General features: G+C 61.1%; 13 protein-coding genes. 8 read left to right on the top strand and 5 right to left on the bottom strand.

Annotated features, from left to right (window positions below; translation table 11 throughout):
- Window positions 1-77: 77 nt before the first annotated feature.
- The 4 genes from AOA61_RS30465 to AOA61_RS30450 all read left to right on the top strand — a co-directional run bounded on the left by AOA61_RS30465 (window position 78) and on the right by AOA61_RS30450 (window position 3,773).
- A complete protein-coding gene (locus tag AOA61_RS30465) occupies window positions 78-1,016 on the top strand; it encodes a LysR family transcriptional regulator (RefSeq protein WP_032885451.1) in 939 nt (312 codons plus the stop codon).
- Between the two features lie 68 nt (window positions 1,017-1,084).
- On the top strand, window positions 1,085-2,017 hold the full coding sequence (locus AOA61_RS30460) for an ornithine cyclodeaminase family protein (RefSeq protein WP_099603336.1): 933 nt from the start codon (window positions 1,085-1,087) through the stop codon (window positions 2,015-2,017).
- Complete coding sequence (locus AOA61_RS30455) at window positions 2,014-3,147, top strand: FAD-binding oxidoreductase (RefSeq protein ID WP_099603335.1); 1,134 nt, start codon at window positions 2,014-2,016, stop codon at window positions 3,145-3,147. Before AOA61_RS30460 ends, AOA61_RS30455 begins: the two co-directional genes overlap by 4 nt.
- Window positions 3,147-3,773: a transcriptional regulator gene (locus AOA61_RS30450; RefSeq protein ID WP_032885454.1), complete on the top strand. Its 627-nt coding sequence runs from the start codon at window positions 3,147-3,149 to the stop codon at window positions 3,771-3,773. The genes AOA61_RS30455 and AOA61_RS30450 overlap by 1 nt, the downstream gene beginning before the upstream one ends.
- Before the next feature lie 350 nt (window positions 3,774-4,123).
- On the opposite strand, the gene AOA61_RS30445 is transcribed toward AOA61_RS30450, so the two are convergent.
- Window positions 4,124-4,894, bottom strand: coding sequence for an ABC transporter substrate-binding protein (locus tag AOA61_RS30445; RefSeq protein ID WP_099603334.1), 771 nt, complete (start codon window positions 4,892-4,894; stop codon window positions 4,124-4,126).
- A gap of 266 nt (window positions 4,895-5,160) precedes the next feature.
- On the opposite strand from AOA61_RS30445, the gene AOA61_RS30440 reads away from it, so the two are divergent.
- Window positions 5,161-6,843 (top strand): AMP-binding protein, encoded by a 1,683-nt coding sequence (locus AOA61_RS30440; RefSeq protein ID WP_099603333.1) that lies wholly within the window; start codon window positions 5,161-5,163, stop codon window positions 6,841-6,843.
- A gap of 45 nt (window positions 6,844-6,888) precedes the next feature.
- Here the strand turns inward: AOA61_RS30440 and AOA61_RS30435 are convergent, their stop codons facing one another.
- The 3 genes from AOA61_RS30435 to AOA61_RS30425 form a co-directional block, all read right to left on the bottom strand.
- Window positions 6,889-8,943 (bottom strand): TonB-dependent receptor, encoded by a 2,055-nt coding sequence (locus AOA61_RS30435; RefSeq protein WP_099603332.1) that lies wholly within the window; start codon window positions 8,941-8,943, stop codon window positions 6,889-6,891.
- A gap of 233 nt (window positions 8,944-9,176) precedes the next feature.
- Complete coding sequence (locus AOA61_RS30430) at window positions 9,177-10,451, bottom strand: glucarate dehydratase family protein (RefSeq protein ID WP_099603331.1); 1,275 nt, start codon at window positions 10,449-10,451, stop codon at window positions 9,177-9,179.
- Window positions 10,448-11,815 (bottom strand): MFS transporter, encoded by a 1,368-nt coding sequence (locus AOA61_RS30425; RefSeq protein ID WP_099603357.1) that lies wholly within the window; start codon window positions 11,813-11,815, stop codon window positions 10,448-10,450. Before AOA61_RS30425 ends, AOA61_RS30430 begins: the two co-directional genes overlap by 4 nt.
- Window positions 11,816-11,921: 106 nt before the next feature.
- On the opposite strand from AOA61_RS30425, the gene AOA61_RS30420 reads away from it, so the two are divergent.
- Window positions 11,922-12,821 (top strand): LysR family transcriptional regulator, encoded by a 900-nt coding sequence (locus AOA61_RS30420; RefSeq protein ID WP_032885460.1) that lies wholly within the window; start codon window positions 11,922-11,924, stop codon window positions 12,819-12,821.
- Window positions 12,822-13,299: 478 nt separating this feature from the next.
- Here the strand turns inward: AOA61_RS30420 and AOA61_RS31020 are convergent, their stop codons facing one another.
- Window positions 13,300-13,587, bottom strand: a complete 288-nt coding sequence (locus tag AOA61_RS31020; RefSeq protein WP_143521290.1) for a hypothetical protein — start codon at window positions 13,585-13,587, stop codon at window positions 13,300-13,302.
- Between the two features lie 199 nt (window positions 13,588-13,786).
- Between AOA61_RS31020 and AOA61_RS30415 the strand changes: the two genes are divergently transcribed.
- Window positions 13,787-14,245, top strand: a complete 459-nt coding sequence (locus tag AOA61_RS30415) for a (2Fe-2S)-binding protein (RefSeq protein WP_032885461.1) — start codon at window positions 13,787-13,789, stop codon at window positions 14,243-14,245.
- Window positions 14,245-16,482, top strand: a complete 2,238-nt coding sequence (locus AOA61_RS30410) for a molybdopterin cofactor-binding domain-containing protein (protein ID WP_099603330.1) — start codon at window positions 14,245-14,247, stop codon at window positions 16,480-16,482. The genes AOA61_RS30415 and AOA61_RS30410 overlap by 1 nt, the downstream gene beginning before the upstream one ends.
- The last annotated feature ends 12 nt before the right edge of the window (window positions 16,483-16,494 follow it).

The raw sequence follows: 16,494 nt of genomic DNA, 5'->3' as shown, positions 1-16,494 counted from the left end.
ACACGATAGGCTTTCGCTTTGTTCCAAACCAGAGCAGAATCCTGAACTTATTGTCCACATACGCGAACAATCCACTCATGGAAAAATCTGAGATCGAAGGCCTATGGACCCATATCCACTGGCTTTCCATATTGGAAGAGCAAGGCACTTACACGGCTGCCGCTGCGCGCCTGGGCGTCAGCAAGTCTGCGGTCAGCCAGCGTATTGCCGACCTGGAAAAGGCCACCGGCACCCAGTTGGTCACGCGCACCACGCGCAGTGTGCGGCTGACCGATGCGGGGCTGTCGCTGACCCGTGAAGTGCGCAGCGCCTATGCGCAGATCGCCCGCAGCTTCTCGTCAGTGCGTGACTCTGTGGGGGAGATTCGCGGGCTGGTGCGCCTTACCGCGCCGGTGGCATTTGCTCGACAGCAACTGGTGCCGCATCTGTCGGAATTCCTGCAGCGTTACCCGCAGGTGCGTATCCAGCTGGATGTGTCCGATGCGCTGAGTTCCCTGGCAGCCGAAGGTTACGACCTGGCCGTGCGCCACGGTTTCCAGGTGCCGGAAACCCACGTCGCCTGGAAGCTCTGCGACACCGGGTCGGTGCTGGTAGCCACCCAGGATTACCTGCAACGCCACGGAGAGCCCCGCGAACCCGGCGAGCTGTCGGCACACAACTGCCTGTTTTACCCACGGGGCACCGACCAGCCCGCCTGGACCTTCGAACGCGGCAGTAAAAACGTTGAACGCCTGACCGTGCCCATCGCCGGCAGCTTCGCCACCAATAACAGTGAGGCGCTGCGCGACTCCGCTCTCAACCACCTGGGCATCGCCCTGCTCCCAGACTTCAGCGCCCATGCCGCGCTGACCAGCGGCAAGCTGGTGCAGGTGCTCAAGGACTGGACGCTCAAGGGCGCATTTGCCAATGAGATCTACTTGATTAGGCCGTATTCGCCCCATGTGCCGAAGTCGGTGAGTGTGTTGGTGGGTTATCTGAAGGAGAAGCTGTCGGGGGGCTTTCGTTATCTCGGATAAGGTTTGCCTCTTGCTCGACGGAACTAAAAGTCCATAATGGACAAATAAGTTCAACAAAAGAGGCATTCATGTCCAGCACCCCGCATGTGATCAACCAAACCCAGGCCCGCGAACTGCTGGCCCAAGTCGATGTGCTGCAGATCCTACGCGCACTGTTCCGCGACCTGGCGGCCGGGCATGCGGTGCAGCCGCCCCAGCAATGGGTGGAATTCCCCCAGGGCGCCGGTGACTTCATCAACTACCTGGGCGTGCTGGCGCAGGACGGCGTGTATGGCATGAAAACCTCGCCGTACATCGTGCGTGAGCAAGGGCCATTGGTAACCGCCTGGACGCTCTTGATGTCCACGCACACCGGCCAGCCGCTGCTGTTGTGTGATGCTGCAGAACTGACCACCGCACGCACCGCCGCGACCACTGCGTTGGCGGTGGATGCGCTGGCGCCACAGGCGGCTCGGCGACTGGCGATCATCGGCAGCGGCAAGGTGGCCCAGGCTCACCTGCACTACGTGAAAAACCTGCGGGATTGGCAAAGCATCAACTTCTTCTCGCCCAGCCTGACCGCTACTGACTCCACGCTTCAACGCCTTGACCCACGCGTGAGCATCGCTCCAACCTGCGAAGCCGCCCTGGAAGACGCCGACGTGATCCTACTGTGCACGTCATCCGCCGGCCCGGTGATTGACCCTTCGCGCCTGAGCAAACCGGCGCTGATCACCTCCATAAGCACCAACGCACCGCGCGCTCACGAAGTCCCCCCCCAATCACTGAACGAAATGGACGTGTTCTGCGACTACCGCCAAACCACGCCAGGCTCGGCGGGCGAGATGCTGATCGCCGCCGAACAACATGGCTGGAACCCAAGCGCAGTCATGGGCGACCTGCCCGAACTGCTCAGCGACCAGGTGCAGCGCCCGTCCTACGACCGTCACGTATTCTTCCGCTCCATCGGCCTGGGCCTGGAAGACATCGCACTGGCCAATGCCCTCTGGAGACTCCTATGAACCACGCAGATTTCATCATCATCGGCGGCGGCATTGCCGGTGCGTCCACGGGTTTCTGGTTGTCGCAACACGGCAAGGTGAGAGTGCTGGAACGTGAATCTCACCCGGCCTATCACTCCACCGGGCGTTCGGCTGCGCTCTACACCGCCGCCTACGGCACTCCGCAGGTGCGGGCGTTGACCCTGGCCAGCCGGGAGTTTTTCGACCACCCGCCGGCAGGGTTCTGCGAGCATCCCTTGCTCACACCGCGCGGCGAGATGACGGTGGACTTCACCGGCGATGCGGCCGAGTTGAACGCGCAGTACCTCAGCGCCAAGGCCACCGTGCCCCAGGTCGAGCAGCTGAGTGTCGACGAAGCCTGTGCGAAGTTGCCGATCCTGCGTCGGGAAAAGGTCCACGGTGCGATCTATGATCCCACTGCCAGCGACATCGACACCGACGCCCTGCACCAAGGCTATTTGCGCGGTATTCGTCGCAAGGGCGGCGACGTGCATACCGACAGCCATGTGCTGGGCTTGAGCCGTGACAGCGGTGGTCTTTGGCACGTCACCACCCAACACGAAACCTTCACCGCGCCGATCATTATCAACGCCGCTGGCGCCTGGGCCGACCACATCGGTGGGCTGGCCGGTGCCGCATCCATTGGCCTGCAACCCAAGCGCCGCTCGGCGTTTATCTTCGCCGGCCCCGAAGGCGTGGACAGCCATGCGTGGCCAATGCTGGTGGCGCTCGACGAAGCGTTCTACATGAAGCCAGACGCCGGCATGTTCCTCGGTTCACCTGCCAACGCAGACTCGGTCGAGCCTCAGGACATCCAGCCCGAAGAATTGGACATCGCCATGGGCATCTACCAGATCGAAGAAGCCACCACCCTGACCATCCGCCGCCCCACGCGAACCTGGGCCGGACTGCGCAGTTTTGTGCACGACGGTGACTTGCTTTCGGGCTTCGACCCGCGAGTGCCAGGGCTGTTCTGGGTAGCGGCGCAAGGCGGTTACGGCATCCAAACCTCACCGGCCATGGGCCAGGCCAGTGCGGCACTGGTGCGCGGCGCACCGCTGCCGGAGGCACTGACCCGGTTCGGCCTCGACGCTGGTATGCTCTCCCCCGCCCGCCTGGAGCCCCATTGATGAACACCGTCGAACCCGACAACGTCTTGCAGAATTTTCGCGCGATCGCCGATGCCATCGCCACGCTGTTCTTCCCCCACGCCGAAGCGGTGCTGCATGACCTGCGCACGCAAAAAGTCGATTACATCGCCAATAACCTGTCGAAACGCGCGATTGGCGACGACTCGGCGCTGGAGGACATGCTCAGCGATGACGTGAGCGAAGTGAATATCGGCCCCTACGAAAAACTCAACTGGGACGGTCAGAAAATTCGCAGCCTGAGCACCGTACTGCGCGACGCCAACGGTCGGCCCCTGGCGGTGCTGTGCATCAACCTGAATATTTCACTGTTCGAAAATGCCAAGGCGGCATTGGACCTGTTCCTGTCGCCAAGCAAGCTGATCCCACAGCCGGACGCGCTGTTTCGCGATGACTGGCAGGAACGCATCAACACCTTCCTGCATGCCTGGATGCGTGAGCGCCAGTTAAGCCTGAACCTGCTGACCCGCGACCACAAACGCGAACTGGTGCTGGCACTGCATGCCGAAGGCGCGTTCAAGGGCAAGAGCGCCTCGAACTATGTGGCCAACGTGCTGGGCATGGGGCGGGCAACGGTTTACAAGCATCTGAAGGAATTAAAGGGCTGAACCTTCAACCCTGGATGATTTTTTTGGTGAGCAGGCTCTTTGTCTTGAGCAGGCCTTATGTGGTGAACAGGCTCTTTGTCTTGAGCAGGTCTTATGTGGTGAGCAGGATTTTGTAGTGAGCGGGCTTGCCCCGCGCTGGGTGGCGAAGCCGCCCCAAATTCAGACGCCTCAGTTCCAACTGAAGGTATGCACTGTCAATAATGGGGCGGCTTCGCCACCCAGCGCGGGGCAAGCCCGCTCACCACAACAGCAGAACTGCTCACCACAAAAGCAAGCCAGCTCACCACAACAGCAGGACTGCTCATCAAAAAAGCAAGGCTACTCACCGCAACAGCAGCAGCCCCGCTGCATCAATCACCGTAAATGTCAGCCTTGAAGTACTGCTGCGAAATCTTCTGGTACTCACCACTGGCACGAATGCCGTCGATGGCCGTGTTCAATTCGCTGACCAGCGTCTCGTTGCCCTTGCGCACCGCAATCCCCGCGCCTTCGCCTACGTATTTCGGGTCCTTGAGCTCCGGCCCGACAAAAGCGTAGCCCTTGCCCCGTGGCATTTGCAGGAAGTCATTCAAGGGGATGGTGTCGGCAAAAATCGCATCCAGGCGCCCTGCCGCCAGGTCCATGTAGATCTCTTCGTTATTGCTGTAGCGCTTGACGTTAATGCCCTTGGGCTCAAATACCTCGGTGGCGTAACGGTCGGTGGTGGTCGCACGCTGCACACCGACGGTCTTGCCCTTCAGGCTGGCGTACTGGTCATCCACCACCGCGCCGTCTTTCATCACAAGACGCGATGAGGTGAAGTAGTACTTGTGGGTGAAATCTACTGACTTCTTGCGGTCTTCGTTGATGGTCATGGACGACAGGGCCATGTCGATTTTCTTCACCTTGAGGGAAGGAATCAGACCATCGAACTCACCTTCAACCCACACGCACTTGACCTTCATCTGCGCGCACAGCGCGTTGCCGATGTCGTAGTCGAAGCCGACGATGGTGCCTTCCTGGGTCTTGGAGGCAAACGGCGGGTAGGCCGCCTCGATGCCGATACGCAGGGTTTTCTCGGCGGCCCATACGTGGCTGGAAGCGATTAAGGCCAGGGCGGTGATAAGCAAGCGTTTCTTCATGGGGGATCTCGCAAGTTGTTGTTGGTTTGGCAAGAGAGAAGAAAAAATCCAGCAAGAGCTTTTGTACTTATAATTCCATACTGGACTTTTATGTATTGATCGTCAATCCAGCCCCTGCACCCATGACTTTTTTGCACAACACACCGGTGTTTTTGAGCGTTCATCTCTGGATTTATGCGTGCCTATACTCGGTTCAGCCTCTCGGTTGAACCGTGGGTCACCGCAGCACAGAAATGTCCCTACAACAATAATCAAGGACACCGACCATGACGCATCCCTTCCTGGCCGCGCGGGATTTTCTGCTCGCCCATCGCACCGATTACGCCACCGCCGTTCGCGACTTCCGCTGGCCGCAGCTGGATGCGTTCAACTGGGCCTTGGACTACTTCGATGCCATGGCCGAGGGCAATGCGGCCAACGCGCTGTGGATCGTCGAAGAAGACGGCAGCGAGCAGCGCTACAGCTTCCAGCAACTGGCGACGCGCTCAAACCAGGTGGCCAACCATCTGCGTGCCCTCGGCGTGCGACGCGGCGACCGAGTGCTGTTGATGCTCGGCAACGATGTGGCGTTGTGGGACACCATGCTCGCCGCATTCAAACTCGGCGCAGTGGTGATCCCGGCCACCGCCCTGCTCAACCCGGATGATCTGCGCGACCGTATCGAGCGTGGCCAGGTTCGCCATCTGGTGGTCGGCGAGGCGCATGTCGGCAAGTTCGACGGCCTGGGCGATGGCTGTAGCCGCATCTGCGTGGGAGCTGCGCCCAGCGGCTGGGTCGCGCACAACGCCGCATTTGAATACCCCGAGCAGTTCGAAGCCGAAGGCCGCACCCTGGCCACCGACCCCATGCTGCTGTACTTCACTTCCGGCACCACCTCCAAACCCAAGATGGTGCTGCACAGCCACCAAAGCTACCCGGTGGGCCACCTGTCGACGATGTACTGGATCGGCCTGCAGCCCGGCGACCTGCACCTGAATATCTCGTCTCCAGGCTGGGCCAAGCACGCCTGGAGCTGCCTGTTCGCGCCGTGGAATGCCGGCGCGTGCATCTTCATCCATAACGTCGCGCGGTTCAGCGCGCCGGCCTTGCTGACAGCGCTGGAACAATATCGTGTGACCAGCCTGTGCGCCCCGCCGACCGTGTGGCGCATGCTGATCCAGGAAGACCTGGCCAGTCACAAGGCGCGCCTGAATCTGCGTGAATTGGTGGGTGCGGGCGAACCCCTGAACCCGGAAATCATCGAGCAAATCCAGCAGGCCTGGGGCTTGCCGCTGCGCGATGGTTTCGGCCAATCGGAGACCACCGCCCTGGTCGGCAACACCCCCGGCCAGGTGCTCAAGCCAGGATCCATGGGCCGTCCACTGCCGGGCTATCGTGTCGTGCTGTTGGACGCCGACGGCCTACCGGGCAACAAAGGGGAAGTCGCGCTGCCGCTGGATGTACGCCCTCTCGGTTTAATGGTGTGCTACGAGGACAGCCCGGAAAAAACCGCCGAAGTGATGCGTGACGGTTACTACCGCACCGGCGATACCGCGCAGATCGACAGCGACGGCTACATCACCTTCGTCGGTCGCGCCGATGACGTGTTCAAGGCCTCCGACTACCGCATCAGCCCGTTCGAACTGGAAAGTGCGCTGATCGAACACCCGGCGGTGATGGAAGTGGCCGTAGTGCCCAGCCCAGACCCACTGCGCCTGGCGGTGCCCAAAGCCTTCCTGATCCTGGCCCACGACGCCCCCGGCAGCGCCGAGCTGGCACGCCACATCCTCGCGTTTGCCCGCGAACACCTCGCCCCGTACAAACGGGTGCGGCGCATCGAATTTGTCAGCGAACTGCCCAAAACCATTTCCGGCAAGATCCGGCGGGTAGAGCTGCGGCAGATGGAGGTGGTGCGTCGCCAAGGGGATGCGCGGGGTGAGCACGAGCATTTCGAGGAGGATTTTTCCTGAACGCAGAACCCGGCGCCGCAGCGCCGGGGCACGCAGGAATGCAGCTTACAGGTCGTAACGCAGCGCCATGCCAAAGGTGCGCGGCGCGCCGGCGTCGATGATTTCGTCATCGCGGTTGTTGGTGACGTAGCGCTTGTCGAAGGCGTTTTTCACGAAGCCCGAGACAGCCACGTTCTTGGTGACTTTGAATTCGCTGCTGAAGTTGGCCAACACGTAGTTGTCGCTCCTGCGCTCGCCGTTGACCTTGCCCGCTGAATCGAACTCGTACGCCGAAGGCGCGCTGCTCTGGTACGTCACGTCGGTGTTGAAGGTCAGGCGCTCGTTGAGGCGATAGATGCCGCCCACTGAAGCCTTGTACTTGGGCGAGTAGTAGAACGCTTCGCCGCTGCGGTCCTGGCCGTTGCCGACGATGAAGTCCTTGTACTTGCCATCGGTGATCGCGCCACCAAGGGTCAGGGTCAGTTGCTCGCTCAGGTCTTTCTCGATGAACACTTCCAGGCCCTTGATATCGCTGCGACCGGCGTTGTACACGTTGATGACATTGCTGTTGGCTTGCCGCACGCTGACCTGCTGGTCTTTCCAGTCGGTGTAATACAGGTTGGCGCGTGCACGCAGGGTGTCTTCGAGAAATGAACCGCGGTACGACAGCTCATAGTTGGTGGTGTATTCCGGGTCATATGCCTCGTGACCGCTGCCGGAGCGCACGTTCACGCCACCGCCGCGATAACCTTTCTGCACCATGAAGCCCAGGTACTGGCCGGTGGCGAGTTCGTAGTTGATGCCCAGTTTTGGCAGCACGGCCGCGAACGACTTTTTGACCTTCGCCGCGTCGGACAGGTCGTCCTGCTTGATGTCGGTGTCGTTGGTTTCGTGGTCGTAGCGCAGGCCGGTGACCAGAGTCCAGCGCGGTGCGAAGGTCCAGTCGACTTCACCAAACAGCGCCTTGTTTTCGATGACTGTGTCGCCTTTCACCGTGACCGCCAATACGTCATCGAACAGCAGTCGGTCGTGGAAATTGTTGGAGTTGTGGCCGTAATAGGCGCCGACGAAACTTTTCACCGTGTCCGAGCTGTAGTTGAGGCGCAGCTCCTGGCCGAACAGGTTGCCATCCTGCTTGCGTCGGATGACTTCATTGGCGTCGGCAGTCTGGTCGAAGTCCAGGCGGTTGGTGTAGTCGGACCGGGTGTTGGTGGTCAGGCTGGTCAGCGACCATTGCTCATCGAGGCGGTAGTCGACCTTGGCGCTGACGGTGTCCTGGTTGAGGTTGTCGAACGCTTGGGTATCGGATGACACCTTGTAATAGCGCACCTTGTCCGGGGTGCGGATGACCGAGTTGTCACCCTGGCGGTGCTCGTTATGGGCGTAGGTCAGCAAGACGTCGAGATCGTCGTTGGGCAGGATCAACAGCTTGCCGCGCGCGTTGCTCGTGCGGTGCGGGTTGGCATCCTTGCCGAGGGCGATGTTGTCGATGTAACCATCGCCATCTTGATAATCCAAGGCGATGCGACCTGCGATCTTGTCATCGACAATGCTGCCGCCACCGGCCACCGCTGCGCCTTTTTCTCCGTAGTTGCCCACGTTGGTTTGCGCCGAAAAAGTCGGTTGGAACGTCGGGTTGCGGGTCTGGATTACTACGGCGCCGGCCAGGGAGTTACGTCCCTGGGTGGTGGATTGCGGGCCGAGGAAGACTTCTACCTGTTCCACGTCCCACAAGCCGGTAGGGCTCAGGGTCAGGGTGCGATTGGGTTGCACGGCACCATCGACATACACCGAAACGGCGCCATTGAGGGTCGCGGGGCCCTGGTCATCGAATCCGGACACCGGCACACCGCGAATGCCCCAGTTTTCGTTACCGGCCTGGCTGTACACACCCGGCGTGCGCGCGAACACATCGACCAGACTGTGATCGGCCTTGTCCCGCAGTTGTTGTTCGGTCACGACCACAACGCTGGATTGGGTCTGCTCAAGGGAGCGGTTGATTTTCTCGCCACTCACCGTAATCGGCGCGATTTCCATCGTGTTGGGTTCGGCAGCCCAAGCCCCTGAAGCCAGGCAAACCGACCCGACCGCCAACGCAATTGTGTTCTTTTTGAAATTCACGCCCCGCTCCCCTAGCACCCTTCGTTATTGTTTTTTGTGGCGGGCTGAAGGTAGCCAAACGCCAGCGGGGCTGAGTCTAAGGGATAAAAAAACCAAAGTGAATTTAATTGATAAGAAATCTCATTTGATATAGCTACGCATTCACGTATCAGCTTGAATACATAGCGCGGCACAGCGTCCCGCGAAAAAAAAGGCCCGGTGGCGCACCACCGGGCAAAACGAAGCGACCAGCTTCAATAACGCGGTTTGACGGTTTTCCACTCCGGTTGATAGCGCTGCATCTGTTTCACGTCGTCGCGCTGGCGGATGCCACAGGTAAGGTATTGATCATGCAGCTTGCCCAATTGGTCATGGTCCAGCTCCAGGCCCAGCCCCGGTGCGCGGGTGATTTTTACGCAGCCGTCGACAATCGGCAGCTTGCCGCCCTTGATCACCTCCTCATCCGGCTCTTGCCACGGGTAATGGGTGTCGCAGGCGTAGTCGAGGTTGGGCACCGACGCGGCCACGTGGGCCATGGCCATCAGGCTGATGCCCAAGTGCGAATTGGAGTGCATCGACACGCCCAGGCCGAAGGTCTGGCACATCTTCGCCAGCGCCTGGGTGTCGCGCAGGCCGCCCCAGTAGTGGTGGTCGGCAAGTACGATCTGCACACTGTTAAGCGCCACGCTGCGGCGAAACTCGTCAAAGTCGGTGACCACCATATTGGTCGCCAGGGGCAAGCCGGTGCGTTTGTGCAGCTCGGCCATGCCGTCCAGGCCGGGGGTCGGGTCTTCGTAATATTGCAAGTCATCGCCGAGCAACTCGGCCATGCGGATCGAGGTTTCCAGGGACCAGTTGCCGTTCGGGTCAATGCGCAGCGGCACGCCGGGGAAGGCCCGTTTCAGGGCCTTGATGCATGACACCTCGTGCTCGGGTTGCAGCGCACCGGCCTTGAGCTTGATGCTTTTGAAGCCGTAGGTGTCGATCATGCGCCGGGCCTGGGCGACGATCTGTTCCTCGTTCAGCGCTTCGCCCCAGCTGTCGGGTTTATACGGCGAATCAATGTGCTTGGCGTATTTGAAAAACAGGTACGCGCTGAACGGGATCTGGTCACGGATCGCGCCGCCGAGCAGGTCCACCAATGGCACGTTCAGTGAGTGCGCCTGCAAATCAAGAAACGCCACTTCGAATGCCGAATAGGCATTGCTCACCGCCTTGCTGGCGTGGGAGCCCGGTGCCAGTTCGGCGCCGGCCAGGCTCGCCGGTTTATGGGCGGCGACGGTGGCCTGCACGATGGCGCGCAATTGGTTGAGGTTGAAGGGGTCGAGCCCGATCAACTGTGACTGTACCTGCTGCTGGATCGCCAACGCCGGGGCATCGCCGTAGCTCTCGCCCAGGCCGATGTAGCCGGTGTCGCTCTCGATCTCGATGATCGAGCGCAGCGCGAAGGGTTCGTGAATACCACTGGCGTTGAGCAATGGCGGGTCACGGAAGGCAATCGGGGTGACGGTAACGCGGACAATTTTCAAGAGGCGGCTCCCTGTGGACCGGAACGCAAGGCGTGAGGATGGGTGGACGATTTGGACGCAGGCGGCACAGTGCCCCGAGGCGCGGTGCGGGCAAAAAACACCACCACCGCCGCCACCAGCGAGGTGGCCGCCAAGCCATACAGGCCGCCCTCGATGGAGCCGGTGGTCTGCTCCAGCAAGCCGAAAGTGGTGGGCGCAACAAAGCCGCCCAGGTTGCCGACCGAATTGATCAAGGCGATCACCGCCGCGGCGATGCGCGCATCCAGGTAACCCTGGGGAATCGGCCAGAACAACGCCGAGGCGGCCTTGAAGCCGATCGCGGCAAAACAGATGGCGACAAAGGCAAACACCGGCCCGCCGGTGGTGGACATGAACATGCCGAATGCGGCTATCACCAGCATCAGTGACACCCACGCCTGTTGGTGCTTCCACTTGCTGGCCAACGACGCAAAACCGTACATCGCGACGATGGAAATCAACCAGGGAATGGAGTTGAACAGACCAACCTGGAAGTCTCCCAGGTTGCCCATTTTCTTGATCATGCTCGGCAGCCAGAACGTGGCGCCGTAGATGGTCAGGGCGATGGAGAAGTAGATGAAACAGAACAGTGCGATCTGTTTGTCGGCAAGCAATTTGAACATCGACGGCCGCACGCTCTGGCTCGCCTCACGGGCTTGCTGCTCCAGCGCAATGGCAGCGGCCAACGCGTGTTTTTCGTCGTCGCTGAGCCACGTGGCCTGATGGGGATGGGACTGCAACCAGAACCACACGAACCCGCAGAGCACGATGGAGGCAAAGCCTTCGATCAGGAACATCCACTGCCAACCATGCAGGCTCAGGCCGCTGACGTTGAGCAGTGCCCCCGACACCGGCCCGGAGATGACCGAGGCGATCGCCGAGCCACTGAGGAAAATCGCCATCGCCTTGCCACGCTCGGCGGCCGGCAGCCATTGAGTGAAGTAGTAGATGATCCCCGGGAAAAACCCGGCTTCGGCGGCGCCGAGGATAAAGCGCAGGATGTAGAAACTGGTTTCGCCCTGAACAAAGGCCATGGCCATCGCCGCCGCGCCCCAGGTGAACATGATGCGCGTCAACCAGGCCCGCGCGCCGTAGCGCTGCAAGAGCAGGTTGGACGGCACCTCGAAGATCGCGTAACCGATGAAAAACAACCCGGCGCCCAAACCATAGGCCGCCGCACCAATGCCCAGGTCGGTCTCCATATGGCTGCGCACAAAGCCGATATTGACCCGGTCGATGTAATTGACGATGAACATCACCACGAACAGCGGCAGTACATGACGCTTGACCTTGGCGGCCGCGCGAGCAAGCACGGTCGGGTCTGGCGGATTCTGGAGGGTTTCCACGGGCAACTCCCATTCATTGTTTTTTTAGGGGCAGATCAATGATGGACGCCGTGAATTGTTCCCGTCTAATCTAACTTGGCATCCGATTGATACCGGGATTAGATCAATGTTCGAGCTGACGCAACTGCGCTGCTTCACCACCGTAGCCACTGAGCTGAATTTCCGCCGCGCTGCGGAACGGCTGAACATGACTCAGCCGCCGCTGAGCCGGCAGATCCAATTGCTCGAACACCACTTGGGCGTAGAGCTGTTTACCCGCACCACCCGCAGCGTCGCGCTCACCGCTGCCGGCCGCGCGTTTTTCATCGAAGCCCAGAACCTGCTGGAGCTTGCCCAGCAAGCGGCCGTGACCGCGCGACGGTTTGCCGAGGGCGATATCGGCACGGTCAATATCAGCTTCGTCGGCAGCGCGGTGTATGAGTTTCTGCCCAAGGTGATCGCCGAAGCGCGTCTCAAGCAGCCTCACGTCAAGATCGACCTGGCCGAGATGAACACCTACCAACAATACGAAGCCCTGCGCGCCCGACGCATCGACCTGGGCATCGTCCGCGCGCCCCTGCTGGAACCGGGCTACGCCACCGAATGCCTGGTGCGCGAGCCCTTCGTGCTGGCGGTGCCGAGCAGCCATCGCCTGGCCAACGCCGAGACGGTCAGCGTGCACGACCTCGACGCCCAACCCTTCCTCATGTACGCCCACGCCGCCTACCCGCCCTTCAACGAACTGCTCACCGGCCTGCTGCGCTCGGCCCGCGTCGCGCCAGATTATGTGCAGTGGCTCGGCTCGTCCCTGACCATCCTCGCGCTGGTCAACGCCGGCATGGGCCTGGCCCTGGTACCTCGTTGCGCCAGCAGCGTAGTGTTCAAGAACGTGGTGTTCCGCGACATCGACCTGGGCGAAGGCGCGCAGAGCGAATTGCACCTGATCTGGCGTGAAAACAACGACAACCCGGCATTTGCCATGTTGCTGGAAGGGATTCGCAATGCAGTGCGTGAGGGGTGGGCCTGAATAGCGATAGATATGGGGTGCTCTTGCTGTTGGGGTGAGCGGATTTTTTGTGGTGAATGGATGTTATGGGGTGAATGGATTTGTTGTGGTGAACGGATGTCCCGTGGTTGGTGGATTGTTGTGGTGAACGGATGTCCTGTGGTGAGCGGGCTTGCCCCGCGCTGGGCTGCGAAGCAGCCCCATCAAGAACACCGCATTTCTTCCGGTAAATCTCGGTGGCAGTTTTGGGGCTGCTCCGCAGCCCAGCGCGGGGCAAGCCCGCTCACCACAAAAAGACCGCGCACCACAGAAAACCTCACAACCACAAAAAGACTGTGCACCACAGAAAACCTGATCATCACAGTGGTCATGCCAACCACGGTAAATATGGGTTGTTATGCCTGGTGAACAGGCTGTCTATGGTGAGTGGATTTGTCGTGGTGAACCGGTGTCCTGTGGCGAGTGGGCTTGCCCCGCGCTGGGCTGCGAAGCGGCCCCATCAAGAACACCGCATTTCTTCCGGTAAATCTCGGTGGCAGTTTTGGGGCTGCTCCGCAGCCCAGCGCGGGGCAAGCCCGCTCACCACAAAAAAACCGTGCACCACAGAAAATCTCACAACCACAAAAAGACCGTGCACCACAGAAAACCTCACAACCACAAAAAGACCGTGCACCACAGAAAACCTCACAACCACAAAAAGACCGCGCACCACAGAAACCCTAACGACCACAAAAAGACCGTCCATCACAGAAACCTGTTCATGACAGAAAGCCTGATCACCACGCAAAGGCCAGACTCCACCACCGGGCTCCAACGCTGTCAGTCACCCAATCCTGTTGAATCCTTGCCTGATCCTCTGAATATGGCGGCCAGCAGATAGATACCCCTTGCGCGGTGGTCTAGAGTTCGACGATGGGCGACTTCTCGTCGCACCACTCCTATAAGAAATCAGCACCACCAACCGATGATCAGCAGGTGAGCCAGCCATGGAATTACGTATCAACCAAAAGGCCTATCAGGTCGAGGCCGAAGCCGACACGCCATTGCTGTGGGTAATCCGCGACAATCTGGGCATGACCGGTACCAAATACGGCTGCGGCCTGGCCCAATGCGGCGCCTGCTCGGTGCTGGTGGACGGCAATGTAGTGCGTTCGTGCGTCACCCCGGTAGCCGGGGTCGTTGGCCGCGAGATCACCACCATCGAAGCCATCGAAGCCGATGACGTGGGCAAACGTGTCGTGAGTGCCTGGGTCGAGCACCAGGTAGCGCAGTGCGGTTACTGCCAGTCCGGACAAGTGATGGCAGCCACCGCGCTGCTCAAGCACACCCCCGCTCCCACCAAAGAGCAGATCGACGCAGCGATGGTCAACCTGTGCCGCTGCGGTACCTACAACGCCATCCATACCGCCATGTACGACCTGGCCGCCGGGAAGGAGACTGCCTGATGAATATGCCAGGACTCATCCCCGGCCTCTCCCTGGACGAGCCGGTCAACCTGTCCCGCCGACGCTTCCTGGCCAGTACGGCCGTGGGGGCGCTGGTCATCGGTTTCGGCCTGCCGCTCGGCTCGGGCCGGGTGCAGGCTGCCACCGGCGCGACGACAGAACGTGGCACCCAAGTGCCGGCCTTTCTGGAGATTCGCCCGGACGGCACTGTTCGCCTGCTCAGCCCCTTTATGGAAGGCGGTCAGGGCACCCACACCGCCATGGCGCAGATTGTCGGCGAAGAACTCGACGCCGACCCGGCCACGTTCATCGTTGAAGCCGCGCCGCCCGGTGAGGCTTATGTGGTGATGGACAACGGTATGCGCATCACCGGCGGCAGCATGTCGGTGCGCATGAGCTATCCGACCATGCGTCGCCTGGGCGCCCTCGCCCGCGCCATGCTGCTGCAGGCCGGCGCCGAGCAGCTCGGTGTACCAGCGGCCCAATTGACCACTCAACCCGGCCGCGTGGTTCACGCTGCGTCCGGTCGTTCCCTGGGCTATGGCGAGTTGGCCAGCCGCGCCCTGGACATGCCGGTGCCTGATGCCGCGAGCATTACCCTGCGCGACCCGAGTCAATTCCGCTGGATAGGTAAACCGGTCAAGCGTGTGGACGCCTACGACAAATCCACCGGCAAGGCGCTGTACAGCATCGACCTGAAAGTCGACGACATGCTCCACGCCGCCGTGCAACATGCGCCGCGCCTGGGCATGACCGTGGGCAGCCTGCGTAACCAGGCGCAGGTCGAAGCCATGCCAGGCGTGCACTCGGTGCATCAACTGCCTGGCGCAGTGGCGGTCGTCGCCGAACGCTGGTGGCATGCCAAGCGCGCGGTAGAAGCCATCCAGGTCGACTGGTTGGAAGCGGCCGCTGACGCCAAAGTCCGTGCGATGCCCGCCGACTTTTCCAGCGATGGCTTCCGCGATTTCCTCGCCACCCAGCAAGGCCCGGCCCGTGACGATGAAAACGAAGGCGATGTGGCCGGCGCACTGAAAAACGCCAAGACCCAGATCGAGGCCACCTACCACAACCAGTACGTCAATCACGCCCAGTTGGAGCCGCCTTCAGCCCTGGCGCGTTTCAACCCCGACGGTTCCCTGGACATCTGGCTGCCCAACCAGGCGCCGGACATGTTCCGCGCTGACATCGCCAAGCGCACCGGCCTGGCGCCTGCACAAATCAATCTGCACTCACCGCTACTGGGCGGTTTTTTTGGCCGGCATTTCCTCTATGACTCGGCCAGCCCTTACCCGCAGGCCATTGCGCTGGCCAAGGCGGTGGGCCGTCCGGTCAAGCTGATCTGGAGCCGTGAAGAAGAGTTCCTGCGCGATGTACTGCGCCCGGTTGCGGTGGTCAAGTTCCGCGCCGCGCTGGATGCCGACGGCCTGCCCGTTGCCATCGAAGCCGTCAGCGCCACCGAAGGCCCCAGCGAAGCCATCGCCGGCAAACAGGGCGAAAAACTCGACCCCACGGCCCTCGAAGGCCTAACCGGCAAGAGCTACGCCATCCCCAACAAACGCATCGCGCAGATCTATGTCAAAGGCCCGGCCATGCTCGGCTACTGGCGGTCGGTGGGTAACTCGCTCAATGACTTCTTCTACGAAGCGTTCCTCGATGAACTGGCGGACCAAGGCAAACGCGACCCGTATGACTTGCGCCTGCATTTGCTGCGGGACAACCCACGGTTGACGACCTTGCTCAAAGCGGTGGCCGAGTTGTCCGGCGGCTGGAAGCGTGGCCCTTACACCGCCGAAGACGGCACACGACGAGCGCGTGGCGTGGCCATGGCCTCGCCGTTCGGTTCTCACGCGGCGGTGATCGCCGAGGTGTCGATTGAACACGGCCAGGTCAAGGTTCACCACATCTGGGAAGCCATCGACCCTGGCAGCATCGTCAACCCGGCGATTGTCGAAGCACAGGTCAACGGCGCGGTAGCCCTGGGCTTATCGCAGACTTTGCTGGAGGAAGCGGTGTACGTGGACGGCAAGCCACGGGCGCGCAATTACGACCTTTACCCGATCCTGCCGCCGTCACGCATGGCGCAGGTGCACGTAAAGATCATCGAGAGTGGTGAAAAGATGGGCGGCATCGGTGAGCCTCCGCTCCCCGCTGTGGCGCCGGCCGTGGTCAACGCGGTGGCGCAATTGACCGGCCAGCGTGTTCGCAGCCTGCCATTAAGCCGACACACCTTCAGCTAACCGAGCGAGACC

It is taken from the genome of Pseudomonas sp. 2995-1 (genome assembly GCF_002742505.1).
Taxonomy (GTDB): Bacteria; Pseudomonadota; Gammaproteobacteria; order Pseudomonadales; family Pseudomonadaceae; genus Aquipseudomonas; species Aquipseudomonas sivasensis.
This window is presented reverse-complemented; position numbering and strand designations above follow the sequence as displayed.